The organism is Devosia sp. SL43, from assembly GCF_021729885.1.
Classification (GTDB): Bacteria; Pseudomonadota; Alphaproteobacteria; order Rhizobiales; family Devosiaceae; genus Devosia.
This window is the reverse complement of sequence record NZ_CP063401.1, coordinates 4,079,743-4,105,723: the sequence shown is the minus strand read 5'-3', so window position 1 is coordinate 4,105,723 and position 25,981 is coordinate 4,079,743. Positions and strand designations below refer to the sequence as shown.

The 25,981-nt window shown below is 63.5% G+C and carries 23 protein-coding genes; 11 read left to right on the top strand and 12 right to left on the bottom strand.

The window, feature by feature from the left end; genetic code table 11:
• Window positions 1–12: 12 nt before the first annotated feature.
• On the bottom strand, window positions 13–1,035 hold the full coding sequence (locus IM737_RS19995) for an ABC transporter ATP-binding protein (protein WP_236897113.1): 1,023 nt from the start codon (window positions 1,033–1,035) through the stop codon (window positions 13–15).
• On the opposite strand from IM737_RS19995, the gene IM737_RS19990 reads away from it, so the two are divergent.
• Window positions 1,034–1,309 carry a hypothetical protein gene (locus IM737_RS19990; protein WP_236897111.1) on the top strand — a complete coding sequence of 92 codons (276 nt, stop codon included), beginning with the start codon at window positions 1,034–1,036 and terminating at the stop codon, window positions 1,307–1,309. The two genes, IM737_RS19995 and IM737_RS19990, sit on opposite strands and share 2 nt — an antisense overlap.
• Here IM737_RS19990 and IM737_RS19985 read toward each other — a convergent pair.
• The 10 genes from IM737_RS19985 to IM737_RS19940 form a co-directional block, all read right to left on the bottom strand.
• On the bottom strand, window positions 1,290–2,291 hold the full coding sequence (locus tag IM737_RS19985) for an ABC transporter ATP-binding protein (protein WP_236897109.1): 1,002 nt from the start codon (window positions 2,289–2,291) through the stop codon (window positions 1,290–1,292). The two genes, IM737_RS19990 and IM737_RS19985, sit on opposite strands and share 20 nt — an antisense overlap.
• The gene (locus IM737_RS19980) at window positions 2,288–3,460 is read right to left on the bottom strand and encodes an ABC transporter permease (RefSeq protein WP_236897107.1); all 1,173 of its coding nucleotides are present in this window, start codon (window positions 3,458–3,460) and stop codon (window positions 2,288–2,290) included. Before IM737_RS19980 ends, IM737_RS19985 begins: the two co-directional genes overlap by 4 nt.
• The gene (locus tag IM737_RS19975; RefSeq protein ID WP_236897105.1) at window positions 3,457–4,386 is read right to left on the bottom strand and encodes an ABC transporter permease; all 930 of its coding nucleotides are present in this window, start codon (window positions 4,384–4,386) and stop codon (window positions 3,457–3,459) included. Before IM737_RS19975 ends, IM737_RS19980 begins: the two co-directional genes overlap by 4 nt.
• A 285-nt stretch (window positions 4,387–4,671) precedes the next feature.
• Window positions 4,672–5,163: a GAF domain-containing protein gene (locus IM737_RS19970; RefSeq protein WP_236897103.1), complete on the bottom strand. Its 492-nt coding sequence runs from the start codon at window positions 5,161–5,163 to the stop codon at window positions 4,672–4,674.
• Window positions 5,160–6,779 (bottom strand): GGDEF domain-containing protein, encoded by a 1,620-nt coding sequence (locus tag IM737_RS19965; RefSeq protein ID WP_236897101.1) that lies wholly within the window; start codon window positions 6,777–6,779, stop codon window positions 5,160–5,162. Before IM737_RS19965 ends, IM737_RS19970 begins: the two co-directional genes overlap by 4 nt.
• Before the next feature lie 129 nt (window positions 6,780–6,908).
• The gene (locus IM737_RS19960; protein ID WP_236897100.1) at window positions 6,909–7,946 is read right to left on the bottom strand and encodes a sulfate/molybdate ABC transporter ATP-binding protein; all 1,038 of its coding nucleotides are present in this window, start codon (window positions 7,944–7,946) and stop codon (window positions 6,909–6,911) included.
• Window positions 7,947–7,966: 20 nt separating this feature from the next.
• The gene (gene cysW, locus IM737_RS19955) at window positions 7,967–8,839 is read right to left on the bottom strand and encodes a sulfate ABC transporter permease subunit CysW (RefSeq protein WP_442874153.1); all 873 of its coding nucleotides are present in this window, start codon (window positions 8,837–8,839) and stop codon (window positions 7,967–7,969) included.
• Window positions 8,829–9,698: a sulfate ABC transporter permease subunit CysT gene (gene cysT / locus IM737_RS19950; RefSeq protein WP_236897098.1), complete on the bottom strand. Its 870-nt coding sequence runs from the start codon at window positions 9,696–9,698 to the stop codon at window positions 8,829–8,831. Before cysT ends, cysW begins: the two co-directional genes overlap by 11 nt.
• Window positions 9,699–10,112: 414 nt before the next feature.
• Window positions 10,113–10,604 (bottom strand): group III truncated hemoglobin, encoded by a 492-nt coding sequence (locus tag IM737_RS19945; protein WP_442874152.1) that lies wholly within the window; start codon window positions 10,602–10,604, stop codon window positions 10,113–10,115.
• Window positions 10,601–11,203, bottom strand: coding sequence for a helix-turn-helix transcriptional regulator (locus IM737_RS19940; RefSeq protein WP_236897097.1), 603 nt, complete (start codon window positions 11,201–11,203; stop codon window positions 10,601–10,603). Before IM737_RS19940 ends, IM737_RS19945 begins: the two co-directional genes overlap by 4 nt.
• A 161-nt stretch (window positions 11,204–11,364) precedes the next feature.
• Between IM737_RS19940 and IM737_RS19935 the strand changes: the two genes are divergently transcribed.
• From IM737_RS19935 to IM737_RS19920, 4 genes are all read left to right on the top strand, one after another.
• Window positions 11,365–11,967 (top strand): superoxide dismutase, encoded by a 603-nt coding sequence (locus IM737_RS19935; RefSeq protein WP_236897096.1) that lies wholly within the window; start codon window positions 11,365–11,367, stop codon window positions 11,965–11,967.
• 112 nt (window positions 11,968–12,079) lie between these two features.
• The gene (locus tag IM737_RS19930; RefSeq protein WP_236897095.1) at window positions 12,080–12,619 is read left to right on the top strand and encodes a flavin reductase family protein; all 540 of its coding nucleotides are present in this window, start codon (window positions 12,080–12,082) and stop codon (window positions 12,617–12,619) included.
• 90 nt (window positions 12,620–12,709) lie between these two features.
• Window positions 12,710–12,988 carry a DUF6894 family protein gene (locus IM737_RS19925; protein WP_236897094.1) on the top strand — a complete coding sequence of 93 codons (279 nt, stop codon included), beginning with the start codon at window positions 12,710–12,712 and terminating at the stop codon, window positions 12,986–12,988.
• A gap of 76 nt (window positions 12,989–13,064) precedes the next feature.
• Window positions 13,065–13,379: a hypothetical protein gene (locus tag IM737_RS19920; RefSeq protein WP_236897093.1), complete on the top strand. Its 315-nt coding sequence runs from the start codon at window positions 13,065–13,067 to the stop codon at window positions 13,377–13,379.
• 62 nt (window positions 13,380–13,441) lie between these two features.
• Here the strand turns inward: IM737_RS19920 and IM737_RS19915 are convergent, their stop codons facing one another.
• A complete protein-coding gene (locus IM737_RS19915) occupies window positions 13,442–14,473 on the bottom strand; it encodes a sulfate ABC transporter substrate-binding protein (protein WP_442874151.1) in 1,032 nt (343 codons plus the stop codon).
• Window positions 14,474–14,768: 295 nt separating this feature from the next.
• Here IM737_RS19915 and IM737_RS19910 point away from each other — a divergent pair, with 295 nt between their 5' ends.
• The 6 genes from IM737_RS19910 to cysQ all read left to right on the top strand — a co-directional run bounded on the left by IM737_RS19910 (window position 14,769) and on the right by cysQ (window position 25,868).
• The gene (locus IM737_RS19910; protein ID WP_236897092.1) at window positions 14,769–19,448 is read left to right on the top strand and encodes an NAD-glutamate dehydrogenase; all 4,680 of its coding nucleotides are present in this window, start codon (window positions 14,769–14,771) and stop codon (window positions 19,446–19,448) included.
• 78 nt (window positions 19,449–19,526) lie between these two features.
• Window positions 19,527–21,593, top strand: a complete 2,067-nt coding sequence (locus IM737_RS19905; protein ID WP_236897091.1) for an ATP-dependent helicase — start codon at window positions 19,527–19,529, stop codon at window positions 21,591–21,593.
• Window positions 21,594–21,678: 85 nt separating this feature from the next.
• Window positions 21,679–22,626: a class 1 fructose-bisphosphatase gene (locus IM737_RS19900; protein WP_236897090.1), complete on the top strand. Its 948-nt coding sequence runs from the start codon at window positions 21,679–21,681 to the stop codon at window positions 22,624–22,626.
• Between the two features lie 213 nt (window positions 22,627–22,839).
• Window positions 22,840–24,111, top strand: a complete 1,272-nt coding sequence (locus IM737_RS19895; protein ID WP_236897089.1) for an AGE family epimerase/isomerase — start codon at window positions 22,840–22,842, stop codon at window positions 24,109–24,111.
• 62 nt (window positions 24,112–24,173) lie between these two features.
• Window positions 24,174–25,046, top strand: a complete 873-nt coding sequence (nadC, locus tag IM737_RS19890; protein ID WP_236897087.1) for a carboxylating nicotinate-nucleotide diphosphorylase — start codon at window positions 24,174–24,176, stop codon at window positions 25,044–25,046.
• Window positions 25,047–25,868 carry a 3'(2'),5'-bisphosphate nucleotidase CysQ gene (gene cysQ / locus IM737_RS19885; protein WP_236897085.1) on the top strand — a complete coding sequence of 274 codons (822 nt, stop codon included), beginning with the start codon at window positions 25,047–25,049 and terminating at the stop codon, window positions 25,866–25,868.
• The last annotated feature ends 113 nt before the right edge of the window (window positions 25,869–25,981 follow it).

Genomic DNA, 25,981 nt, shown 5'->3' with positions numbered 1-25,981 from the left:
TTTGAGGGCAGCTTACGCTGCCATTTCTGGTGTCGCGTAGTGGCAGGCGGCCAGGTGGCCACCGCCGATGTCTCGGAGTTCAGGTTCCGTTTTGGCGCAAAGGTCCGTCGCGATGGGGCAGCGGGTGCGGAAGCGGCAGCCGCTGGGGATGTGCATGGCGCTGGGGATTTCGCCGCGCACGGGATCGGCCGGACGAGCAGCGGTTGGATCGGGGACCGGGATCGAGGCCAGCAACGCCTGAGTATAGGGGTGCGAGGGGCGGCGGTAGAGATCGGTGTTGGAGGCGAGTTCGACGATCCTGCCCAGATACATGACGCCGATGCGGTCAGAGATGTGGCGGACCATCGACAGGTCATGAGTGATGAAGAGGTAAGTCAGGCCGAGCTGGTCCTGCAGGTCTTCCAGCATGTTGACGACCTGGGCCTGGACGGAGACGTCAAGCGCGGATATGGGCTCGTCGCAGATGACGAGGTCGGGCTCGAGGGCGATGGCGCGGGCGATGCCGATGCGCTGCCGCTGACCGCCGGAGAATTCGTGGGCGAAGCGGTTGGCGTGGTCCGCGTGCAGGCCAACGCGGGACAGGAGATCGTGGACCTTGGCGGTGCGCGAAGCGGGCGTGCCGATGCGGGCGATTTCGAGAGGTTCGGCGATGAGGTCGCGGACGGTCATGCGGCCGTTGAGGCTGGCATAAGGGTCCTGGAAGATCATCTGGACGCGACGGCGGAACGGGGTGAGGTCGCGTTCACTGGCAGTGGCGACGTCGATTCCGTCGAAGGCGATGGAGCCGGAGGTGGGCTGGTAGAGCCGGATGAGCGTGCGGGCGAGCGTGGACTTGCCGCAGCCGGATTCGCCGACGAGGCCCAGGGTTTCGCCCTTGATGATATCGAGATCGACGCCGTCGACGGCACGGAGCGTTGGCTTGGGGCCGAAAAGGGAGCGGCCGATGTGGAAGTGTTTGTGGAGGGCGCGGATGGAGACGAGGGGATGTTCGCTTTCCTTGCCGAGAGGCCGCTGAGCGTCATATGGATTGGTCATGCGCTACTTCCTCATGACCGTGACGATCGTTGCAATGTTCGCCGCCATCGCCCTGGCGTCGGTATCCGGCTTCATCGCTCTCAGCGTATTTATCGAAAGTCGCGTGATGGTTTGCGCCGACGCGTTCTGGTGCCCTGACCCCTCGCGATCGAGCGTCATTTTCTTGCTCATCTTCGTGATCTCAAGTCTTGCAACCTGGCTCTTGAGCACCGCGCTGGGACGGTTGGTGCGAGCTAGGACGGTGGACGACGAGCTCATACCGCCATCCCTTTGAGAGCGCCAACCTTCGGCGCTTCCGGATGATGCAACCAACACCGCGCGCCCTGCCCCTCGCCGAAGATGGGCGGTAGTGCCGCCGCGCATTGGCGCATGGCGTGGGGGCAGCGTGGCGTGAAGGGGCAGCCGGTCGGGGGTTGGGCCATGTCGGGTGGGCTGCCGGGGATGGGGGTCAGGCGCTTGTGGGTGTCGTCGCGCAGGTCGGGGACGGAGGCGAGAAGGCCCTGGGTGTAGGGGTGCATCGGGGTGGCAAAGAGGTCGCGGACCGGGCCGGTTTCCATGACGAGGCCGCCATACATGACGACGATGCGATCGGTGACTTCGGCGATGACGCCGAGGTCGTGGGTGATGAGGATAATGGCCATGCCGAGGCGCTTCTGGAGGTCTTTGAGCAGGCCCAGGATCTGGCGCTGGATGGTAACATCGAGAGCGGTGGTGGGTTCGTCGGCAATGAGGAGCTTGGGGTCGCAGGCCAGGGCGATGGCGATCATCACGCGCTGGCGCATGCCGCCGGAGAATTCGTGCGGGTAGGACTTGAGGCGTTCGGCAGCCGAGGGGATGCGAACCAACTCGAACAGCTCGATGGCGCGGGCCTTTGCCTCAGCGCGGGTGGCCTTGCGGTGGCGCAGGATGGTTTCGATGACCTGTTCGCCCACTGACAGCGTGGGGTTGAGGGACGTCATGGGGTCCTGGAAGATCATGCCGATCTTGTTGCCCCTGACATCGCGCAGGTCGGCTTGATCGAGGGTCATAAGATCCTGGCCGTCGAAAGTGGCGGAGCCGGACTTGATGCGGCCGGTGGCCTTGAGCAGGCGGAGGATGGACATGCAGGTGATGGACTTGCCGGAGCCGGATTCGCCGACGATGCCGAGGATTTCGCCTGGGTAGACGTCGAAGCTGACGCCGCGCACGGCCTGGACCTCGCCGCGCTGGGAGAAAAAGCTGGTGGTGAGGTCGCGGACTGAGAGGACTGGGTTCATTTGCGGAACCTCGGGTCCAGGGCGTCGCGCAGGCCGTCGCCGAGGAAATTGAAGGCGAACATCGTCAGCGAAATGGCGGCGGCGGGGAAGAAGAGCTGGTGCGGATAGGCGCGCATGGTTTCGACGGCTTCGGAGGTAAGCGTGCCCCAGGAGGCGAGCGGCGGGGTGACGCCGAGGCCGATGAAGCTCATGAAGCTTTCGATGAAGATGGCCGAGGGGATCAGCATCGTCAGGGTGACGATGATGGGGCCGATGGAATTGGGCAGCAGGTGTTTGGTCAGGATGCGGGACGTGCTGGCGCCCATGGTGCGCGCAGCGGCGACATAATCCTGTTGCTTGAGACTCAATATCTGGCCACGGACGATGCGGGCCATGTCGACCCAGAAGACCGAGCCGATGGCGATGATGATCGAATAGAGACCGCTGTCGAAGACGACCATCAGCAGGACGACATAGAGCGTCAGCGGAATGGTGGAGATGATTTCGACGATGCGCATCATGACCGCGTCGGTCTTGCCGCCGATATAGCCTGATATGCCGCCATAGAAGATGCCGATGAAGAAGTTCACGAGCGTCGCGACAAAGGCGACGGTGAGCGAAATGCGGGCGCCGTAGAGCTGGCGGACGAGGACGTCGCGGCCGAGCTGGTCGGTGCCGAACAGGTAAGTGCGGTTCCAGGACCAGCCGGATGGCGTGATGGTGGCGCCGTCGGCAGCGACGAGTTTGGCCGGGAGGGTCTTGTAGTCCAGGGTGACGGTGGTATCGCCGAATTCGAAGGCCTGCGACTTCTTGATCATATCCTTGCGTTCGCCGCGGAGCAGGCCAAGGACGTGGCCCTCGGCGTCGACCTCGTAGAGATTGAAGTTGGAGGCGTTGAGGAAGAAGCGGGTCGTCTCCCCTGCCCCTGATGTGACCGCGTAGGTCTCGAAGGCGGGCGGGATGTTGGCGAGCTTGAGGTCTTGTTCGTAATAGGTGAAGGGACTGAACAGCGGGCCGAAGATGGCGCCCAGGATCAGCAGGATGACAAAGCCAGCGGCGACCACGGCGGGTTTGTTGGCCCAGAGGCGGCGGAGGGCGTCCTGCCAGTAGGTCAGGCTCGGGGCGGACGCGACCACGGCGGTGTCGCCGGGCGCCAGCTTTTCCCACATTTCGGGGGCGATGTCGCTCATGCCGGGGCGCTCGTCAGTTTGATGCGCGGATCAAGCACGGCGTAGAGCAGGTCGACGATCAGGATCATCACCATCAGGGCGGCGGCGTAGAAGATGGTGATGCCCATGATGGCGGTGTAGTCGCGGTTGGTGATGGAGAGCACGAACTGGCGGCCGATGCCGGGCAGCGCGAAAATCTGCTCGATGACGAAGCTGCCTGTGATGAGGTTGGCGACGACCGGGCCAAGCACGGTGACGACGGGGACCAGCGAATTGCGCAGGCCGTGCTTGAACAGCACCTGACCTGGACGCAGGCCCTTGGCGCGGGCGGTGGTCATGTAGTCCTGCTCGAAGGTTTCGAGCAGCGATGAGCGCGTCAGGCGGGCGACGAAGGATATCCAGAAGCCGGAGAGCGCAAAGACCGGCAGGAAATAGCCGCGCCAGTCATCAAGGCCGAAGGTTGGGACCCAGCCAAGGCGTAAAGCGAAAATGTAGAGCGTCACCGTGGCGATGACATAACTGGGAATGGCGACGCCGATGGTGGCGATGAGCATCACCGTGGTGTCGGGCCATTTGTTGCGGTTGAGCGCGGCGATGATGCCGAGCGGAATGCCCAGGGCAATGACGCAGATGACGGCGAGCAGGCCGGTTTGCAGGGTAACCGGCAGGCCGTCCGCGATCATCGTGTTGACGGAGACGCCGGGATATTTGAAGGACGGGCCAAGATCGAAGCTGGCAATGCGGCCGAGATAGTTGAGGTATTGTTGCCAGATGGGGAGGTCGAGGCCATATTTGGCGTTGAGCGCTGCTTCGATTTCGGGCGCCAGCATGCGCTCGGAGACGAAGGGGCCGCCGGGGATCGCGTGCATCAGGAAGAAGGTCAGCGTGACGATGGCCCACAAGGTTATCGCCATCATGCCCAGTCGCTGGAGGATATAGGCGGGCATGTCAGACGCCCCCGCTGGGAGTGGTCGTCGCGGGGGATGGTCGGCCGCAAATGTCTGACATGGCGCTATTCCAGCACCAAAATTTTTTTACTGCAAGCGGGTTTGGTGGGAGAATTTGTCGTCTCAGTCGACTCCCTCCCGCTTGCGCGAGGGATCAAGGGTGGGGGTGGGTTTGGCACGAATATCGGGGCTTTCAAACCCCTACCCGAGCGACGCTAGGCGTTCACGCGCCAAGCGCTGCTTGCCCTCCCCGCAAGGGGGAGGGAGGCCCGACGGATAGACCGGCTAGAGCGCGAAATGCCCGCGCAGAATCAAAAACACTGCCGTGGCGGGAATGATCAGGTCCGCAGCTTTTTCCACCACATCAGCCGGATAGCTGCCCTCGGCGTCGAGCACGTTGATCGTTCCCAGCAATTCGTTGCCGGTCATGATCGGGATGCTGAGCGAGCTGTTGCAGCCCAGTGAGCGGATCAGCGCCAGGTCGGGGAACTGGCCCTCCATGCCGGCTGATGTGTTGATGGCGGTGATGCGGCGCTCGGTGCGCATGGCCTCGAACCAGTCATCGAGAACGATCGGCTTGGTGCCCAGCAGCGGGTAGACGTCCGGGTGGCTGGAATAGACGCGCCGGACCTGCATCGCGGCCATGTTGATGGCCGTGAGGGTGAAAAGCCGGGATGAGATCATCGAGGCAGCGAGGTCATGCAGCGCCCTGCCCGTCTCCAGCGGATCGGCGTAGCGGGCGAGGCATTCCTCGAATGTACGGAAGGCGGCGCTCATGCGCGCCACCGCTGGCGTTCCTCGATGACCGCAGTTGGCATGGCGACGAGCTTATCGTGGGCAACCACGCAATCGCGGCCGCTGGATTTTGCCATGTAGAGCCTGTTGTCGGCGACCTGCATCAGCGCGCCGGACGGGCTCTCGCCATTGCCAGCGGCGAGGCCGATGCTGACGGTGACAGCCAGTCCGGGGGCCAGGTCAGACCAGGATGTTGCCGATATGGCGGTGCGCACCCCCTCGCAGAATGAGGCGGCGACGGCTTCGGGCGCGTTGGGGAAGATAAGGGCAAATTCCTCGCCGCCGAGCCGGGCGGCGTGACCGTGGGGACCGAGCTGGCCAACCAGAATACTGGCGACGCGTTGCAGCACAGCATCGCCGGTTATGTGGGAGAAGCGGTCATTGACCGACTTGAAGTGGTCCAGATCGACGATGGCGACGGCGAAGGGCGTGCCGGCCAGGCGGTTCAGTATCTGATCGAAGCTGCGTCGATTGGCGATGCCGGTCAGGGGGTCGCTATGCGCCTGATCGGCCAAGGTCGCGGCCCGGCTGCGCAGACGGTCTGTCTCAGTGCGGATTTCCTCGACGCGGGCACGGCGGCGAGCGGTTTCACCCGATTGACGGACATAAAGCGCGTGGAAGCGCTTGTGCAAGGACAGTGCCCCTTCGACGTCGCCAAGGGCTTCAAGGATTTCGGCAAGCTTGCCTGACGCGTTGACCTGGTGGTCGATCTGGCCACCGAGATCAGCCAGGCGCAGCGCTTCGACCGCACTGGCGCGGGCGTCGGCAAAGCGGCCGGCGCGGAACTGGACGTCGCCGAGTGTATAGAGGAAGTGGATGCGCAGGCTCGGACCGGGGGGAGCAGGCAGACTGGCCGAGCGTTCGAGATACTGCAGGGCAATGTCGTAGCGGCCTTCGAGAGCCAGCATCTCGGCACAATTGCCAAGGGCGGCGCGGAGGGTCCAATAGTCGCCAACGGCATCGGCCTTAGTGATGGCGATGTCGGTCAGCTCGATGGCCGCCTCGCGTTCACCCATAGCCAGATCAGCGTCGCTCAGCGCATCCGCCTCCTCGGCCAGCTTGGCATGGCAAAATCCGAGATTGAGCAGGTAGTAGGCGGCAGCGGCATGGTTGCTCAACTGCTCGGCGATGGCGACGGCGCGGCCGACGAGACCGGCACCCATTTCGGCCTCGCGGCAGATGGTGAGCACAATGCCCTTGGCGTTTAGGGCGAAGGCGAGCACCGCCTCGTCACCCGCCTGCTCGGCTATATCCAGCGCTTCTGTTGCCAGCTCATAGGCTTCATCGCTGAAGCCCAGATCGAGGAAGAGGATGGCTTCGACGGCCATTGCGCGGGCCAGCTCGACCAGGTTGTCGAGGCGCTTCCAGAGCCAGCGAGCGCCCATGGCGCATTCGAGTCCCTGTTCAAGGTCGCCCAGGCGATAACAGCTCCAAGCCATTTCACACAGACAGGCTGCCATGCCGAGGCTGTCACCTGCGAGTTCAGACTGCACGTAGATACCGCGGAACTCGGCCAACGCCTCATCGCACCGGCCAGCTCGCAGCAATTGCGTAGCGTGGGCGAAAGCCTCAGCGATGGTCAGTTCCGGGTTGGACACTGGACGCTCTCAGTGTTGATGCGGAGAGCATAGCCAGATTCTATGGCCAGAACACTAACATGCCAGGATTTTTGTTGTCGTACCTAGAGTTAGGCGACAGCCAAGTGATGCAAGTTCTAGGACACCGCATTAGGCGCCCGGGAACAGCTTCCAGCGGCGGGGGCGGAAGGACAGGCGGGTCTTATCGCCAGCGGGATGGTCGAAGGGCAGATCGACCTCGACCAGATTGCCCTCACCACCGATGGCCAGCTCGACGCGGCGTGTGCCGCCGACGCGGCGGGCGGTGGCGACGACGCCGGCCAGCGAGGCGTCGGCCTCGATCAGATCGACATCGTGCGGGCGGAAGAACAGGCGCGCATTGCCCGGCTTGGTATCGCCGGCTGGGAGGCCGATCGCGCGGCCGCCAACCCAGACTTCGCCATTTTCGACGGTAACCGGTAGCTCGCTGGAATCACCGATGAAGCCGAAGACGAAGGGCGACGTCGGGTGGTCGTAGACCGTGTCGGGGGTGCCGACCTGCTCGATCTTGCCCTGGCTCATGACGCAGAGACGGTCGGAGAGTTCGAGCGCTTCTTCCTGATCGTGCGTCACGAAAACAGTGGTGTGGCCGGTGCGATCGTGGATCTCGCGCAGCCATTTGCGCAGCTCGCGGCGGACTTGCGCGTCGAGCGCGCCGAAGGGCTCGTCGAGCAGCAGCACGGCGGGCTCGATGGCGAGGGCGCGGGCCAGGGCGACGCGCTGGCGCTGGCCGCCGGACAGCTGGTTGGGATAGCGCTTTTCGAGCCCGGAAAGCTGGACCAGATCGAGCAGTTCCAGCGCGCGGCGGCGGATTTCATTGGCCGGCGGACGGTTGGAGCGCGGGCGGACCTTGAGGCCGAATGAGATGTTCTCAAGGATCGTCATATGGCGGAACAGGGCATAGTGCTGGAACACAAAGCCGATATTGCGCTCCTGTACGGTCTTTTCGGACGCGTCGGTGTCGCCAAAGAAAATTCTGCCCTGGGTGGGCATTTCAAGGCCGGCGATCAGGCGCAGCAGCGTCGTCTTGCCCGAGCCCGAGGGGCCGAGCAGCGCGATCAGTTCGCCCGAACGAATATCGAGCGACACATCATGCAGCGCCGGGAACCGGTCGAATTCCTTGCGCACATTTTGAACGCGAACTTCCATAGACACTCGATCCTATACCGTCAGTGGCCGGCGCCGGCAGCGATTTCCTCGCCAAAGCGCCATTCCAGAAGAGACTTCAATACCAGCGTGACCAGCGCAAGCATGGCCAGCAGTGACGCCAGCGCGAAGGCCGCGGTACCGTTATATTCGTTGTAGAGCATTTCCACCTGCAACGGCATGGTGGTGGTCTGGCCGCGGATCTTTCCCGAGACCACGGCGACGGCGCCAAACTCGCCCATGGCGCGCGCATTGCAGAGCAGCACGCCGTAGAGCAGGCCCCATTTGATGTTGGGCAGCGTCACGCGCCAGAAGGTCTGCCAGCCATTGGCGCCTAGTGACAGGGCGGCTTCCTCGTCGCCAGTGCCTTGATCCTGCATGAGCGGGATCAGTTCGCGGGCGACGAAGGGGAAGGTGACGAAGATCGTGGCCAGGACGATGCCGGGAAGCGCGAACAGCACCTCGATGCCATAGGATTTGAGGAACGGGCCCATGACGCTGCCAGCGCCGAACAGCAGCACATAGACCAGGCCAGAAATCACCGGCGAGACCGAGAATGGCAGGTCGATCAGGGTAATGAGGAAAGCCTTGCCCTTGAATTCGAACTTAGCGATGGCCCAGGAGGCGGCAATGCCGAACACCACGTTGAGCGGCACGGCAATGGCGGCGACCAGCAGGGTCAGCCGTATAGCCGCCTGTGCATCCTTGTGGGCGAGGCCCGAGAAAAACGCGCCGATGCCCTTGAGGAATGCCTCGTGGAACACGGCGTAGAGCGGCAACAGCAGGATCACCCCCATGAACAGGGCGGCGATGCCGATCAGCAACCACTGAACCGGACGGCTTTCGCTGGTAGGCGAGACCCGACGCTTGCGGCGCGCGGTGAGCTTAACTGCCATAGCCATACCTCCGACGCGACCAGGCCTGGATCAGGTTGATGGCAAAGAGCAGCAGGAACGAAATGATGAGCATGACCGAGGCGATGGCGGCGGCGCCAGCATAGTTGGTCTCTTCGAGCCGGATGACGATCAGCAGCGGTGCGATTTCGGAGACGAAAGGGATGTTGCCGGCGATGAAGATCACCGAGCCATATTCCCCGACCGCGCGGGCGAAAGCCAAGGCGAAGCCGGTGAGGATGGCCGGCATCAGGCTGGGCAGGATGACGTGGGCGATGGTCTGGAAACGGTTGGCGCCGAGAGTCGCGCTGGCTTCTTCGACCTCATGGCTCACCTCTTCGAGGATGGGCTGGATGGTGCGGACGACGAAGGGGAGACCGATGAAGATCATCGCGATGGTAATACCGATGGGCGTGTAGGCGATGCGCCAGCCGAGCGGCGCAAACAGGGCGCCGATCACACCATTGGGCGAATAGATCGCCGTGAGCGAAATGCCGGCAACGGCAGTGGGCAGTGCGAAGGGCAGATCGATGATGGCATCGAAGATGCGGCGGCCGGGAAAGCGATAGCGCACCAGCACCCAGGCGATGAGCGTGCCGAAGACGACGTTGACGGCGGCCGCGAACAGGGCCGTGACGAAGCTGACGCGAAGGGCACCGAGCACGCGCGGATCGGTAGCAGCCTTCCAGAAACCCTCGGGTCCAAGGCCTGCCGAACGGACGGCCAGGGCGATCAGTGGAATGAGGATAATCAGGGAAAAATAGGTGAGCGTGAAGCCAAGGGTCAGCCCGAAGCCGGGGATGACGCTCTGCTGGCGGAAGCGCGGGGCGCGGCGCGGCGCAGTCGAGACGGCGGTGCTCAAGCGGCAGCCTGGAAGGCAGCAGTTTTGGCGGCGCAGTTCATGTCGACCTCTCAACCCGGTTCGGCGGCGCGACCCTAGTGGATTGGTCTGGTTTATCAAAGTCGAGGCAGTCGCGTTTGGGGAAAGTGTCGTGGAAAAAAATTGCGCGGGCGGGGGTGTGTGGAGATTCTGAGGACGCGGCCGCCTGATCTGAGGAGCGGCGATCGCAATTTATGCGCACTCCAACAGTCTACACCCTCCCCCTTGAGGGGAGGGATCAAGGGAGGGGGTGGGCCACGCACCGGACTCGCGGAGAGATACCCCCTCCCGGCTCGATGACGGACTTAGCAAGCGCTAAGTTCTATCTCGCTCTCCCTCCCCTCAAGGGGGAGGGTGAACTCCACTCCAGGCCTCCCCCTCGACACAAAGACGGACCTACTTCGGCGGGCTCCACAGTGGTGTCTCACGCTCCAGTGGCCCCATCCCGGTAATGTCCTCGCCCCTTCGCATGGCGATGTTCATGCGGAAGCTGTTGCCGATACGCTCGGAGCGCTCGATGAACAGGGCGGCGATGTCGGGTGGGCAGAGTTCTTCGGCGGTCCGGCGGAACAGCGCCAGCCACCGCATGAAGTGGGCGTCGGAGAGCTCCGGGATCGCCATGTGCTTGGGCATGGGGCGGCCGGCATAGCGGCCGGTGCCGAGCAGCATCGAGCTCCAGAAATCGGCGATGGTGGCGAGGTGGTGCGGCCAGGCTTCGGGCGCGATGACGCGGTTGAAGACCGGACCGATGACCGGATCGCGGCGCGCATCGGCGTAGAAGCGGTCGACCACGGCGCGGATCATCGTCTCGTCGAGGCCGTCTGGGGTTTCCCAGCCGACGCGCTGATGGCGCGTCCCGACCGGCGGGCGCGGATTGTCATCACTCATGCGTCCGTCTCGCGGATGGCATAGGAGCAGCGGCGACCGCCGGAGACGATGTGCTCGTCGCGGGTGACTTCAGCATTCGGGCCAAGAACGGCGCGGAACACATCCAGTTCGGCGCGACAGAAGCCCTGGCAGGCGGTGGCTGCGGCACAGATGGGGCAGTGGTTCTCGATGAGGACAAGCGAGCCATCTGACTCCTCGCGCCAATCGGCCATGTAGCCTTCGGCAGTGCGCAGATCGGCCAGGGCGGCAACCTTGTCGCGCAGGCTGGTGCGATCAGCGATAGCGGCCTCATAAGCAGCGCGGGTGTCCGTCTCGCGGGCCGCGATGATGGTATCGAGCGCCGCATCGCCAAGAGACGAGCGGACGATATCGAGGAGTTGCACCGTCAGTGCTGCATGGGTGTCCGGGAAGCGGGCCTGTGCGGCCGGCGTCAGGCTCCAGCTCTGGGTGGGGCGCCCTACTCCGCGCGCCTGCGTCGTTGATGTGACGAGGCCATCTTCGGCGAGGCGGGCGAGCTGCTGGCGGGCCGCTTCGCCTGTCGTGCCGAGCATGCTGCCCAAAGCGGATGAGGATAGCGCGCCATGCATCTTCAGGGCCATCAGCACCCGCTCGCTGGGGTTGCGGGGGGACCAGGACGCATTATCCAAGCCTTGGCTTGACATATCTGTCGGAAGGGTTTTCAAAGTCATTGCTTGGAAATTAACCGGCGGCGCGCCAAAACGCAAGATGCCGCCCAGTTCGTAGAACGAGGACCGCGAAAATGGCCTTTGAACTCCCCGCCCTGCCCTATGCGCATTCTGCCCTGGCCGATCGCGGCATGAGCCAGGAAACGCTTGAACTGCACCACGACAAGCATCATCAGGCCTATGTGATGGCGCTGAACGGCTTCGTCGACAAGAACCCCGACCTGCAGGGCAAGTCGCTCGAAGAGATCGTCGCCTTCGCCAATGGCAAGGCGGACCTGGCGCCGGTGTTCAACAATGCCGGCCAGCACTGGAACCACATCCATTTCTGGAACGCCCTGTCGCCCAATGGTGGCAAGCTGGGTGGCAAGCTCGAAGCCAAGCTCGTCAGCGATTTCGGCTCGGTCGAAGCCTTCAAGGACGCGTTCAAGACGGCGGCGACCACGCAGTTCGGTTCGGGCTGGGCATGGCTGGTGCTTGGTAGCGATGGCAAGCTCAAGACCGCCAAGACGCCCAATGGGAGCAATCCGCTGGCAACCGGCGAAGGCAAGCCGCTGCTCGGGCTCGATGTGTGGGAGCACAGCTACTATGTCGATTTCCGCAATCGCCGCCCCGACTACGTGACCAACTTCCTCGACAAGCTGGCGAACTACGAATTCGCCGAAGCCAACCTCGGCTAAAGAAATTCGCGCAGGCGGGGCCGTCTTTTGGCGACCTCCACAAAGGGAGTTTCCCGCCCGCACGGGAATGACGTAGTGATTGTTTGAAGTCTTTGAACCTATGACAGTGGCAATGGCCGATTTTGAATTGCCCGATACGATGAAACTCCGCCCGCCGCGCCGGCCAGTGGTGGGAAACGCGGAGTTTCGCTCGGCTATGGCGGCCATGGCCTCCACCGTCAGCGTGGTGACGGCGCGGCGCGGCGACGAGCGGATCGGGCGGACAGTGACGTCGATGATGTCGCTGTCGATGAACCCGCCGACGATCCTGGTTTCCATCGACATCATGAGCCGGCTGGCCGATTTCATTGCCAAGACCGGCGGTTTTTCGCTCGCGATGCTGGCCGATGACCAGCAGGCGGTCGCTGATGCCTTTGCCGGGCGGCTGGATCCGGACGACCGGTTCGGACAGGGGCAATGGGCGGAATGGCCGTCCGGACATCCTATGCTGCTCGGAGCCGTGACGGCGGTCGATTGCGATGTGATTGGCGCCATCGAGACCGGCACGCATGTACTGTTCGCCGGGGCGATCATCGAGGCAGAGACAACGACGAGCCGTGCGCCCCTGTTATGGCAGCGCCATCATTATCACACGATTGGCGGGCTCGACTGACCGGCGGCTTGGTGACAAGCTGGTGCAAACGATTTGGCCAGGTGGCAACTCCCCGCCACCTTCAGCATTTCTCCCCAAAGGGAGGCGTGATTGCCCCGGTACTATTTCCACTACCGCACCGATGACGAACTGATCCGTGACACCGACGGCAGCGACCTGCCGGACCTTGATGCCGCCGAAAATAATGCGGCGGCGATGGCCAAGGCGATCGTTGAGCGGGCGGCCAGTACCGGCGGGGACACACGGCTGCCACGGTCGATCGAGATCACCGACGCCTCCGGGGAAGAGCTGCTATACCTTGTTTTTTGGGCCGGGCCGAAGGTTGGCGATGGCCCCGTGACTCCGGTGGAGCCGGCCACGGTGCACTGATCGCACCACGGACGGGGGTTGCACGGCGATGGACCAGGCCTCAATGCTAGGGCTAACCCAAAGCGAGCCCCGAACCATGATCCGCGCCGTCCTTGCCACAATCGTCCTGACCCTGCCCCTGCCGGCCCTGGCGGATGACATGTTCCTGACCATCGACAACCAGTCGAGCCAGTCCGCCCATGCCAATACCTATCCGGTTGGCGATGATGGTGAGGCGATTGAGGACAACATCGGCGGCCAAGGCGATATTCTGCCTGGCACGACGGTGACATATCCACTGGCGAGCACGAAATGCGAACTGGTGCGGGTCTATGTCGTCCTGGCAGACCAGAGCGAAATGCAGGCCGACGTGGATCTGTGCAAGTCGCAGACGGTCGTCATCCCCGACTAAGCCGCAAGACAAAAACGCCGGCCCAAGGGCCGGCGTTGGTGCGTCTGGGAGGATGTATCCTGTTATTGCGCCGGGGCGCCGGAGTAGATCTGGTCGAAGATGCCGCCATCGCCGAAGAATTTGGGCTGGGCTTCGCGCCAGCCGCCAAAGTCGGCGATGGTCACGAGGTTGACCTCGCCGAAGCGGGCGACGTCTTCCGGGTTTGCCAGCTCAGGCTTGAACGGGCGGTAGTAATTGGCGGCGGCGATCGTCTGGCCCTCGGGGGAATAGAGGTATTCGAGGTAAGCCTGGGCCAGGTCGGTGGTGCCCTTCTTCTCGGTATTTCCGATAACGAGAGCCACCGGAGGTTCGGCCAGGATCGAGATCGACGGGGTCACGATATCGAAGGCGTCCGGACCCAGTTCCTGGAGAGCCAGATAGGCCTCGTTTTCCCAAGCCAGCAGCACGTCGCCGATGCCGCGCTGCACGAAGGTGGTGGTCGAACCACGGGCGCCGGTGTCGAGCACGGGAACGTGCTTGTAGAGGTCGGTCACGAAGGCCTGCGCGGTTTCATCGGAACCGCCGGGCTGAGCCTTGGCCCAGGTCCAGGCGGCCAGCAGGTTCCAGCGCGCGCCACCCGAGGTCTTGGGGTTCGGCGTGATGACTTCGACGCCGTCCTTGATCAGATCGCCCCAATCGTTGAGGCCCTTGGGGTTGCCCTTGCGGACCAGGAACACGATGGTCGACGTGTAGGGGGCGTTGTTGTTTTCGAAGGTGCCGCGCCAGTCGGCCGGGATCAGGGCCGGATTGGCATCGGAGATGGCGTTGATGTCGCTTTCGAGCGCCAGGGTCACGACGTCGGCTTCGAGCCCGTCGATGACGGTGCGCGCCTGGGCACCGGAACCGCCATGAGTATTTTCGATGGCGACGGTCTCGCCCTTCTCGGCTTGCCAGTGGGCGATGAAAGCCTCGTTGAACTGCTGGTAAAGTTCACGGGTCGGATCGTAGCTGACGTTGATCAGGGTACGGTCCTGGGCATGGCCGGTCACCACGAAGCCCAGCATCAGCGAGGCGGCCAGCGCGGTGTAGGCCAGGAATTTGGTTGCGTTCTTCATCTCTGTCTCCCGCTGAGATTGACGATTAAAAGACTACCAGATCACTCGTGTATCACAAGCCAACACCAGCCCTACCGAGGCAGCAGAAGAAAACATTTTGCCTCAAACGCCGCAAGTTGCAGAAAAACATGATCCGTGACAGCAAAACACAGGGGCTGGCGCAATTTCATTCCATCTGCCGCAATCCTGCTCCGGCGTCACCGTGCCATCTTGGTGGCACGCTATTGTTCGAAGGAATGGCAGACAGGCGAGCGCCACCTGCCTAGACTAACGCTGCGAGTGGGGAGTCGTTTATATGAATCTGACGCAATCGAACCGTCCGGCTTTGCTGGACCGGGCGGACGCATTGAACATTGAGGAGCCCGGGTTTGCCCAGTTCTTCAAGGCGGCGGTGCTGGCCACCGATGGCGACGACCTCAAGCGCCAGGCGCCAGAGCAGTTCGAAGCCACATTGCGGCAGTCCTATCTCCACCTGCTGGCCCATGCCGACGCGGGAAGCCAGTTGACCGCCGCGCCGCCGCGACGGGCCGGCGAACCGCTGGTGCTCGATATCGTTTCGCCGGACATGCCCTTCATCGTCGACAGCGCACTGGCGGCCGTGCGGGCGGCGGGCGGAACGGTGCGGCTCTTCACCCATCCGGTGGTGCGTCAGCCTAATGGCCGGGCGATGAGCGTGCTGCATATCCACAGCGATCCGGTGGTCGATATCGACGAGCTGGGGCGTGAGATCGAGACGACTATGGCCGAGGTGACCAGCGCGGTGCGCGACTGGCAGCCGATGCTGGAACGGCTACGGCTGGCCATCGCCGAACTCGGCAAGACCATCGCCCAGAAGGACGAGCCGCTGCGCTTTCTCGACTGGCTGATCGAGCACAACTTCACCTTTCTGGGCATGCGGGAATATCGTCTGGCCGCCGGCGTGCTGGAGCCGGTGGCGGTGAGTGGCCTGGGCATCCTGCGCGACCCCGACTTCAAGGTGCTGCGCAGCGGCGCGACTTTCGTCGAATCGACGCCGCAGCACGCCGCCTTCATCGCATCAAGCGAGCCCTTGCTCGTTACCAAGGCCAATATGCGGGCGCGGGTGCATCGGCGCGTGCATATGGACTATGTGGGCATCAAACTTTACGCCGCCGACGGCACCGCGCGGGGTGAGTTGAGGATTGTCGGCCTGTTCACGTCGCAGGCACAGGCGACGCCGCATACCGAGGTGCCGATCATCCGGCGCAAGATTGCCGACGTGATGCGCAAATCGGGCGTCGATCCAATAGGACATGACGGACGGGCGCTGCTCAGCGCGCTGGACAGCTATCCGCGCGACGAGCTGTTCCAGATCGGCGTCGATCAACTGTTCGAATTCGCCAGTGCGATCGCCAGCCTCTATGACCGGCCGCGCGTGCGGGTATTGCCGCGCATCGATCTGTTCGACAATTTCGTCTCGGTCCTCGTCTATGTGCCGCGCGATCGCTACGACAGCGATGCCCGCGTGCGGATCACGCAATATCTCGCCAAGGTCTATGACGGGCGCATCTCGGCCTATTATCCGCACTTCCCCGAGGGCGAGCTGGTGCGGGTGCATGTGATCATCGGGCGCATCGCCGGACCCACGCCGCGGCCCAGCCGCACGGAGCTGGAAGATCGGGTCAATGCACTGACCTCCAATTTCGGCGACATGCTGGCGGCAGCGGCGATCGACCCGGCGACGATCAGCGACTATCGCGGCGCGTTCTCGCCAGCCTATCAATCGCGCAATACGGCGCGGGATGCGCTCGAAGATATCGACGTGCTGCGCGGGCTGGGCGATGGCGCCGGGGTTGCGCTGCGGCTCTACGAGCGCACCGGGACCGACGGTTCGCTCGGGCTCAAGTTCTACCACCGCGAAAGCGCCATTCCGCTGAGCGACCGCGTCCCCATGCTGGAGGCGTTCGGCTTCCGGGTGATCGACGAGCGGACCTATACGATAGTGCCCCGCGACGGAGTGGAACGGTATCTGCACGACATGGTGCTGGAGCCGGCGGACGGTAGTGATTTCGACGTCGAGGAACGTGGCGCGGCGGTCGAGGCCGGCCTGCTGGCAGTGTGGGACGGGTTGGCCGAAAGCGACCAACTCAATGCACTGGTGAGCCGGACTGACCTGGCCTGGAACGACGCGGCCTTGCTGCGGGCGCTGGCGCGGTATCTGCGACAGATCGGGATTTCCTATTCGCAACGCTATATCGCGCAGGTGCTGGTGAACCAGTCCGCTGCCGCGACGGCGCTGGTGGCTTTGTTCAATGCGCTGCACGACCCCAAAAGTGCCGACGGCGCAACCCAGGCCGAGGCAGCGCGCTCTGACCTGAACGAAGCGCTGGACGCGATGGCGTCGCTCGATGAAGACACGATCGTGCGGCGGTTCCTCAATCTGGTCGACGCGTCAGTGCGCACCAATGCGTTCCAGCGCGATGGCGAGGGCAATCGCTTGCCGGCGCTGGCGATCAAGTTCGACTCCTCCAAGGTCGACGGCATGGTCGCGCCGCGACCCTATCGCGAGATCTCGGTTTATTCGCCGCGGGTGGAAGGCATCCACATGCGGTTTGGCGCCATTGCGCGCGGCGGCATCCGCTGGTCGGATCGGCCGGAGGATTTCCGCACCGAAGTGCTGGGCCTGGTCAAAGCGCAGCAGGTGAAGAATGCTGTCATCGTGCCTGTGGGCGCCAAGGGCGGTTTCGTGCCCAAGCGGCTGGTTGCCGGCATGGCGCGCGAGGCTTTCGCGGCCGAGGGCGTGGCCAGCTACAAGATCTTCATCGGCGCACTGCTCGATGTCACCGACAATCTGGTTCAGGGTGCGGTTGTGCCACCCATGGACGTGGTGCGGCGGGATGGGGACGATCCGTATCTCGTGGTGGCAGCCGACAAGGGCACTGCGAGCTTCTCGGACACGGCCAATGGCATCGCGACTTCGCGTGGTTTCTGGCTGGGCGATGCCTTCGCGTCGGGCGGTTCGGCTGGCTATGACCACAAGAAGATGGGCATCACGGCGCGGGGCGGCTGGGAAGCGGTGAAGCGGCATTTCCGCGAGATGGACCGCGATATCCAGCGCGAACCATTCACCGTGGTCGGCGTCGGCGACATGAGCGGCGACGTGTTCGGCAATGGCATGCTGCTGAGCCCGGAAATCCGCCTGGTGGCGGCGTTCGATCATCGGGACATCTTCATTGACCCGAGCCCGGATGCGGCCAAGAGCCTGGCGGAGCGGCAGCGGCTGTTCGCCCTGCCCCGCTCAAGCTGGCAGGACTATGACAAGGGACTGATCTCGGCTGGCGGCGGCGTGTTTTCGCGGTCGCTCAAATCCATTCCGCTGACACCGGCGATCCAGGCGGCGCTGGGGATTGCTGCAGATCACGCGACGCCGGGCCAGGTGATGACGGCCATCCTCAAGGCCGATGTTGACCTCTTATGGTTCGGTGGCATCGGCACTTACATCCGGAGCAGCCTTGAAAGCGATGCCGAGGTGGGCGACCGCGCCAATGACACGATCCGCATCACCGGCAGTGATATCAGGGCCAAGGTGGTCGGCGAAGGCGCCAATCTTGGCGTCACGCAGCGTGGACGCATCGAATACGGGCTGAGGGGTGGGCGGATCAATACGGACGCCATCGACAACTCGGCGGGCGTGAACTCCTCGGACCTCGAGGTCAACATCAAGATTGCTGTCGCCCCGATGCTGGCCGATGGCACGCTGCCGATAGAGGAACGCAATGCGTTCCTGGTGACGATGACCGACGAGGTCGCGGCGCTGTGCCTGCGCAACAACTACCTGCAGGGGCTGGCGCTCTCGCTGGCGCAGCGGGCCGGGTTGGGTGAGTTGCCCGACCATCGGGTACTGATCGAGCAGTTGGAGGATCGTGGCCTGCTCAACCGGGCGGTGGAGTTCCTGCCCAGCGATGCAGTGATGGATGCACGGGCGGCCAGCGGCAAGGCCCTGATGCGGCCGGAGCTGGCGGTGATCCTGGCCTATGCCAAGCTCACGCTCTATGCCGACCTGCTTACCGGCAAAGCCATCGACGACGGCTACCTGGCGGGGGAGCTCTATCGCTATTTCCCAGAAACGTTGCAGGCGACATACCCCGATGCGGTAACCGGTCACCGGCTGAAGCGCGAGGTGATCGCGACGGTGCTGGCCAATGCCATGATCAATCGCGGTGGACCCGCCTATGTCAGCGAGCTGACGGCGGCAACCAGCGCCGGTCCGGGGGAAGTCGCTCTGGCCTATGCGGCCACGCGCGATGCCTATGGACTGACCGAGATCAACAGCGCGATCGATGCGCTGGATGGCTCGGTGGCCGGCGACGTGCAGCTCGGGCTCTATGCCGAGGTGATGGCCCTGCTGCGGCAGGAAAGCCTTTGGTTCCTGCGCAATGCCGATGTGACGCGCGGGCTGGGCGACCTGGTGGCGCGGCATGCGGCGGGCGTTGCGGATCTGCGAAGCCTGATGGCAAGCGCCCTGCCCACATCGCTGGTCGAAGGCGTGTCTCAGACGGCGGCCGGGCTGACCGGAAAGGGCGTGCCGGACAGTCTGGCGCAACGGATCGCGGCGCTGCCGGTGCTGGCCTATGCCAGCGACATCGTGCTGGTCAGCGAGCGTGCGGGTGTGTCGGTGGCTGATGGCGCGGCGGCGTTCTTCGGTGTGTTCACCGCGTTCGAGCTTTGGCCGGTCATTGCGCAGAGCCGCGCCCTGGTGCTGAGCGACCGCTTCGATCGCATGGCGCTGGACCGGGCACTGGCCAACCTGCTGCGGGCGCAGCGCGACCTGACGGCGGATGTGCTCAAGGTGGAAGGCGGTGCGGTGGCGCATCGGCTGGCGACATGGAAGTCTCAGCGCAAGGCCGGTATCGAACGGACAGCGGCTGCAGTAGCGGAACTGACGCAAGGGCAGTTGACTGTGTCGCGCCTGAGCGTGGCAGCGGGCTTGCTGGCGGACTTGGCGCGGGAGGTTTGAACGGCAAAGCCCGTTCACCCATTGCGAACAAACCACGAATAGACTCCTGTGAGGTCACTCCTCACAGGTCCCCGATTCGTGCTCGCCAGCCTCGACTATCTCGACAAGCTCAATCCGGAACAGCGCCGTGCGGTTGAGCACGGCGTTGGTCAGGTTGCGCCGGGGCCGTTGCTGGTGATTGCCGGCGCGGGATCTGGCAAGACCAATACGTTGGCGCATCGAGTGGCGCATCTGATCGTCAACGGCGCCGATCCGCGTCGCATATTGCTGATGACATTCTCCCGTCGCGCAGCGAGCGAAATGAGCCGTCGGGTCGAGCGGATATCGGCGCAGGTGATGGGCAAGACCTCCAGCGTGCTGACGGATGCGCTGACCTGGGCGGGCACATTCCATGGCATCGGTGCGCGGCTGCTGCGAGAGCATGCCACGCAGATCGGCATCGATCCGGCCTTCACTATCCATGACCGGGAAGACTCGGCGGACCTGATGAATCTGGTGCGGCACGAGCTCGGCATGAGCGAGGCCAAGAGCCGGTTTCCTACCAAGGGCACGTGCCTCGCCATCTATTCGCGCGTGGTGAATGCACAAGGCGATCTGGACGCGGTGCTCAAGGAGACGTTTCCGTGGTGCGCCATGTGGGCCAAGGAGTTGCGCACGCTGTTCAGCGCCTATGTCGAGGCCAAGCAGCGGCAGAATGTGCTCGATTACGATGATCTGCTGCTCTACTGGGCCGGGATGATGGCTGAGCCGGACATTGCCGCTGAAGTATCATCGCGGTTCGACCATGTGCTGGTGGACGAGTATCAGGACACCAACCGGCTGCAGGCCAGCGTGCTGCTGGCAATGCGACCTCGCGGCGAAGGGCTGACGGTGGTTGGGGACGATGCGCAGTCGATCTACTCGTTCCGGGCGGCGACGGTGCGGAACATTCTGGATTTTCCGACCGAGTTCAGCCCGCCGGCCGATATCATCACGCTGGACCGGAACTATCGCTCGACCCAGCCAATCTTGAGCGCTGCCAATGCGGTGATCGACCTGGCGATGGAGCGGTTCACCAAGAACCTGTGGACCGAGCGGCAGTCGGACGCCAAGCCGTATCTGGTGACGGTGCGCGATGAGGCGGATCAGGCGCGCTATGTGGTCCACAAAGTGCTGGAGTCGCGCGAGGGAGGCATCGCTCTCAAGCAACAGGCCGTTCTGTTCCGGACGTCCAGCCATTCGGGGCCGTTAGAGATCGAGCTGACGCGGCGGAATATTCCGTTCGTGAAGTTCGGTGGGCTCAAGTTTCTCGATGCGGCGCATATCAAGGACCTGCTGGCGATCCTGCGCTGGGCGGAAAATCCGCGCGACCGGGTGGCGGGATTCCGGGTGCTGCAACTGCTGCCGGGCGTTGGACCCGGCACGGCCGGCAAAGTTCTTGATGCCATGGCTGTTGGCCCCGACCCAGTTTGGGCACTGGGCGAGATACCGGCGCCGCCGCGGGCGGCCGAGGGTTGGACCGGGTTAGTGGAACTGATCGGACGACTGTCGCGCAAGGATGCGGGCTGGCCGTTGGAACTGGGCTATGCGCGGCTCTGGTATGAGCCGCTGATGGAGCAGGCCTATGAGGATGCAGTGGTCCGCGTGCAGGATATTGTGCAGCTTGAGCAGATCGCTGGTGGCTATCCCAGCCGGGAGCGGTTCCTCACCGAGCTGACGCTCGATCCTCCGGATGCGACGAGCGACCAGTCGGGCGTACCCATGCTCGACGAAGACTACCTGATCCTATCCACCATCCACTCGGCCAAGGGGCAGGAGTGGAAGGCCGTGCATGTGCTCAATGTCGTGGATGGATGTATTCCCTCGGACCTGGGCACTGGCTCGACGCATGAGCTCGAGGAAGAACGGCGGTTGCTCTATGTGGCGATGACGCGGGCGCGCGATGAGCTCAACCTGATCGTGCCGCAGCGGTTTTTCGTGACGCAGCAGCACAAGCATGGCGACAAGCACATGTATGCGCAGCGGACGCGGTTCATTCCGCGAGCCATGTTAGGGCTGTTCGAGGACATCCTTTGGCCGCCGGTGACGCCGGCGCATATCGAGGGATTGTCGCCGAGCCCGGTGCGGATGGATATCGGGGAGAAGGTGCGGGGGATGTGGAAGTAGGGACTTCTCATGCCAAAGTCGCCCTTGCCTCTGCCGGTCACATGTCGAAAGTGGGTGGTACCCTGCCCTACTATCGAGATCATCCATGACCACCCTATCCGACTGGCTCGCCGCTCAACATGTCGATGACGCACTGAAGTCGGTAGTCGGCACCATGGCCGCTGCAAGTGTCGATATTGCCGCCGTGCTGCGGACAGCGCCGATATCGGGGCAGACGGGACTGGCCGGACAGACCAATGTACAGGGCGAGGCGCAGAAGGAGCTCGATGTCGTCTCAAACGACATTGTTTTGAATCACATACGGCAAAATCCGCAGATATCGATTCTGGTGTCGGAAGAGCTGGATGAAGAGGTTCATCTGGAGAATCAGGGTCGCTACATGGTGGCGACCGATCCGCTGGATGGGTCTTCGAATCTCGACGTAAACGTCACTGTGGGCACGATTTTTTCGGTGCTGGAGTCGGCGGGCGGGCTGCTGCAACAGGGCACCGCCCAGAAGGCGGCGGGATATGCGGCTTATGGACCGGCGACCAGCCTGGTGTTGACCTTCGGGACGTCGACGGCGGTCTTTACGCTCGATGACGCGGGCGTTTGGGTGCTGACGGCGGATGCGGTGAAGGTGCAGCCGGCTTCGGCGGAGTATGCGATCAACACGGCGCGGGAACGGTTTTGGGATGCGGCGACGCGGGGCTATGTGGCGGAGAATGTTGCAGGGGAAACCGGGCCGACCGGCAAGCGCCACAATATGCGATGGGTGGGCTCGATGGTGGCGGACATCCACCGGATTTTGATGCGCGGCGGGATTTTCATGTATCCGCTGGACAGCGAAACGGTGAGCAAGGGCGGGCGGCTGCGGCTGCTCTATGAGGCGAACCCAATGGCACTGCTGATCGAGGCGGCTGGCGGTAAGTCGACGACCGGGACGCAGCGGATACTGGATGTGGTGCCAACGGGGATCCACCAGCGGGTGCCGGTGATTTTGGGGTCAGCGGAGGAAGTGGACCGGGTCGAGGGGTGGTACGCGCGGGGGTGAGCCCCCGGAGTTCACGCTTCCGCAACGTCATTCCGGTGTAGGCCGGAATCCATGCGGAGAACTCTCCATACTCCGGATGTCGCGATGAATGCCGGACCTGGATTCCGGCCTACGCCGGAATGACATCGCGGATGAATTGCAACGTTGCTATAGCCCGGCTATAGCTCCTCGACATGAGGAGCCGGCGCCCCACTTTGCCGGCCAGGAGCTGCTATGACCGACGCTAATCCGACGCTGCCAAGGACCAATTCCAGCCTATGGTCGAGCCGGCCGTTTCACCGGCAGTATCTGATGCGGCAGGCCAATAACCTGTTCGACTTTTTCGAAGCGGCGTCGATCAATCCCAAGGGCGGCTTTTTCGAACTGGACGACGACGGCAGGCCACTGGATGCCGCTAACTCGACCCGGCAAATTCACGTGACGACGCGCATGGTGCACTGCGCGGCGGTCGGCAGCCTGATCGGGCGGCCGGGCTCGGGCGAGCTGGTCGATCATGGCATGCGCTATATCTGGGAGAAGCATCGTGACGCCAAACGCGGCGGCTATGTCTGGGGGCTGGACGACGATGGCGTCGTCAATGGGTCCAAGCAGGCCTATGGCCATGCTTTCGTGCTGCTGGCCGCCTCGAGCGCCAAGCTGGTGGGGCATCCGCTCGCCGATCAGATGATCGCCGACGTGACCGATATCATCAACACGCGCTTCTGGGACGACAAGACCGGCTCGGTGCGCGACGAATATAACGAGGACTGGTCGCAGCTGCTGCCGTATCGTGGGCAGAACGCTAACATGCATATGACCGAAGCGCTGATGGCGGCGTTCGAGGCCACCGGTAATCGCGACTACCTAGTCAAGGCCGAGCGGATTGCCGAGCTTATCATCGCCAAGAATGCGGTGCCGCTAGGGCATCGGGTGGCCGAGCATTTCGACGACAAGTGGGTGCTCGACAAGAATTACGAAGGCAACGAGATGTTCCGCCCGTCCGGCACTACGCCGGGGCACTGGCTGGAATGGTCGCGACTGCTGTTCCAGCTGTGGGCGCTGGGCGACAAGCGCCTGAGCTGGATGACCGATGCTTCGCGCCAGCTGTTCCGCCAGTCGATCGACCTCGGCTGGGACCACGTGCATGGCGGATTTTTCTACACGCTCGACTGGGACAACAAGCCCATCATGCGCGAGAAGCTGTGGTGGCCGGTCAGCGAGGCGATCGGAGCGGCCGCATGGCTTAGCGAGCACGACCGGGAGGACTATTTCCAGGTCTGGTATCGCAAGCTGTGGGACTATGCGGAGAACCACGTGATCGACCATGCGCGCGGCGGCTGGCTCAGTGAACTGAAGGAAGACCTGACGCCGACCTCGCGGTTGTTCGTGGGCAAGCCGGATATCTATCACGCGCTGCAGGCGTGTCTGATCCCGCTCTATCCAGCGACGGGTAGCCTGACGTCGGCGATCATCGAGGCCGAGCATACAGTACGAGGGCGCCACTAGCACCGGTTGCGCTGCAGCAGACGGGCGCGTACATCAGCGCGAACTCCTTGAGGATCGTGCCGATGACGCGCCCTGACCGTCTACCTGCCCAATTGCCGCGCTTGCTGGTCGAGCGTGCCGTTGCCGCTGCATTGGAAGAAGACCTGGGGCTGGCGGGTGATCTGACCAGCCAGGCGACGCTGGCGCCGAGCGCGACCGCAACGGCGACGCTATCGGCGCGCGAGGCTGGCGTGATAGCCGGGCTTGATCTGGCTGCTGCGGCGTTTCGACTGGTCGGCGACGGGGTAGTGTTCACCCCTGCCCTCGCCGATGGTGATCGGGTGGCGGTTGGGGGCATCGTGGCGACGGTGTCGGGGCCGGCGAGGCTGGTGATGTCGGCGGAGCGGGTGGCGTTGAACTTCCTCAATCATTTGAGCGGCATTGCCACGCTGACGCGTGAATATGCCGATGCGGTCGAGGGCACCGGGGCGCAAATCTGCGATACGCGGAAGACGACGCCGGGGCTGCGAGCGTTCCAGAAATATGCCGTGCGCTGCGGCGGTGGGGCCAACCACCGCTATTCGCTGGATGACGCTATCCTGATCAAGGACAACCATATTGCAGTCGCAGGGAGCGTAACGGCTGCGTACAAAGCGGCCGAGGCGTTTGCTGGGCATCTGGTGGCGATCGAGATCGAAGTTACCTCGCTGGCCGAACTGGAAGAGGCGCTGGCAGCTGGGGCAAAGGTGGTGCTGCTCGACAATATGAGCAACGACCTGCTGCGCCAGGCCGTGGCGATCAACGCCGACCGCGCCAAACTAGAGGCATCGGGCGGCGTGAAGCTGGACCGGGTTCGGTCGATCGGCGAAACGGGGGTCGACTATATTTCGACCAGTCAGATCACCATGGCGGCCAAGCCGCTAGACCTTGGGCTCGATGTCGAGATCGGGGCGTAAGTGCAGGCCAAGACCGATGCCGAACTGACCGACCTGGCGCTCGACGCGGCCATCGCTGCGGCGCGGGTAATCATGGATGTCTATGCGCGGCCCATTGCCGCAGTGGCCAAGGCGGACGGATCGCCGGTCACGGAGGCGGATGCGGCGGCGGAAGCTGTCATCCTCGACTATCTGCTGCCGACTGGCATCCCGGTGCTGGGTGAGGAGAGCGTCGCTGCTGGGATCATCCCGGTGCTGGGGGACCGCTATTTCGTGGTCGATCCGCTTGACGGTACCAAGGAGTTCATCAAGCGCAACGGGGAATTCACCGTCAATATCGCGCTGGTGGAACACGGCCTGCCGGTGATGGGCGTCGTGCTGGCGCCGGTGACGGGGGAAGCCTTCACTGGGGATAGCAACGGGGCATTCGTGTGTGACACGCGGTCCGGCGTTGCGACAGAAAAACGGGCGATCGCAGTATCTTCGGCGCTACCCATGCGGATCGTCGCCAGTCGGTCGCATGGGCATTCGGCGCTAGTCGAGCTCTGCGAAACGCTCGATGTCGGCGCCGATGTATCGGTGGGATCGTCGCTGAAGTTCTGCCTGCTGGCGCGGGGCGACGCAGAGCTTTACCCGCGCTTTACCCCGACCAGCGAGTGGGACACCGCGGCTGGACAAGCTGTGCTAGAGGCTGCCGGCGGGGCTGTTGTGACGCTTGACGGGGTGCGGATGCATTACGGCAAGGGGGACCTGGCGTTCCTCAACCCCTATTTCGTGGCCGCTGCCAGTCTATCGCTGGCCCAGCGGGCAGCTGCGGAGATGAGCCGCATCCTGGCCAGCTGAACCCAGCCATGCAACGGGCTCTTAACTGGTCTGCCAGATCGAGTGGCCCGTACAACTTGCGCGATTCGGGTCGAGCATATACAGAGCCAGCATATATCGGCCCAGCATATGCT

Bases quoted from the DNA above. Each gene is read 5' to 3' on its own strand.
- IM737_RS19960 (WP_236897100.1), bottom strand. From the start codon at position 7,946: ATGGAAGTTCGCGTTCAAAATGTGCGCAAGGAATTCGACCGGTTCCCG.
- cysW (WP_442874153.1), bottom strand. From the start codon at position 8,839: ATGGCAGTTAAGCTCACCGCGCGCCGCAAGCGTCGGGTCTCGCCTACC.
- IM737_RS19920 (WP_236897093.1), top strand. From the start codon at position 13,065: ATGATCCGCGCCGTCCTTGCCACAATCGTCCTGACCCTGCCCCTGCCG.
- IM737_RS19975 (WP_236897105.1), bottom strand. From the start codon at position 4,386: ATGCCCGCCTATATCCTCCAGCGACTGGGCATGATGGCGATAACCTTG.
- nadC (WP_236897087.1), top strand. From the start codon at position 24,174: ATGACGCGCCCTGACCGTCTACCTGCCCAATTGCCGCGCTTGCTGGTC.
- IM737_RS19895 (WP_236897089.1), top strand. From the start codon at position 22,840: ATGACCGACGCTAATCCGACGCTGCCAAGGACCAATTCCAGCCTATGG.
- IM737_RS19910 (WP_236897092.1), top strand. From the start codon at position 14,769: ATGAATCTGACGCAATCGAACCGTCCGGCTTTGCTGGACCGGGCGGAC.
- IM737_RS19940 (WP_236897097.1), bottom strand. From the start codon at position 11,203: ATGGCCCTGAAGATGCATGGCGCGCTATCCTCATCCGCTTTGGGCAGC.
- IM737_RS19980 (WP_236897107.1), bottom strand. From the start codon at position 3,460: ATGAGCGACATCGCCCCCGAAATGTGGGAAAAGCTGGCGCCCGGCGAC.
- IM737_RS19970 (WP_236897103.1), bottom strand. From the start codon at position 5,163: ATGAGCGCCGCCTTCCGTACATTCGAGGAATGCCTCGCCCGCTACGCC.
- IM737_RS19915 (WP_442874151.1), bottom strand. From the start codon at position 14,473: ATGAAGAACGCAACCAAATTCCTGGCCTACACCGCGCTGGCCGCCTCG.
- IM737_RS19995 (WP_236897113.1), bottom strand. From the start codon at position 1,035: ATGACCAATCCATATGACGCTCAGCGGCCTCTCGGCAAGGAAAGCGAA.
- IM737_RS19990 (WP_236897111.1), top strand. From the start codon at position 1,034: ATGCGCTACTTCCTCATGACCGTGACGATCGTTGCAATGTTCGCCGCC.
- IM737_RS19900 (WP_236897090.1), top strand. From the start codon at position 21,679: ATGACCACCCTATCCGACTGGCTCGCCGCTCAACATGTCGATGACGCA.
- IM737_RS19930 (WP_236897095.1), top strand. From the start codon at position 12,080: ATGGCCGATTTTGAATTGCCCGATACGATGAAACTCCGCCCGCCGCGC.
- IM737_RS19945 (WP_442874152.1), bottom strand. From the start codon at position 10,604: ATGAGTGATGACAATCCGCGCCCGCCGGTCGGGACGCGCCATCAGCGC.
- IM737_RS19985 (WP_236897109.1), bottom strand. From the start codon at position 2,291: ATGAACCCAGTCCTCTCAGTCCGCGACCTCACCACCAGCTTTTTCTCC.
- IM737_RS19935 (WP_236897096.1), top strand. From the start codon at position 11,365: ATGGCCTTTGAACTCCCCGCCCTGCCCTATGCGCATTCTGCCCTGGCC.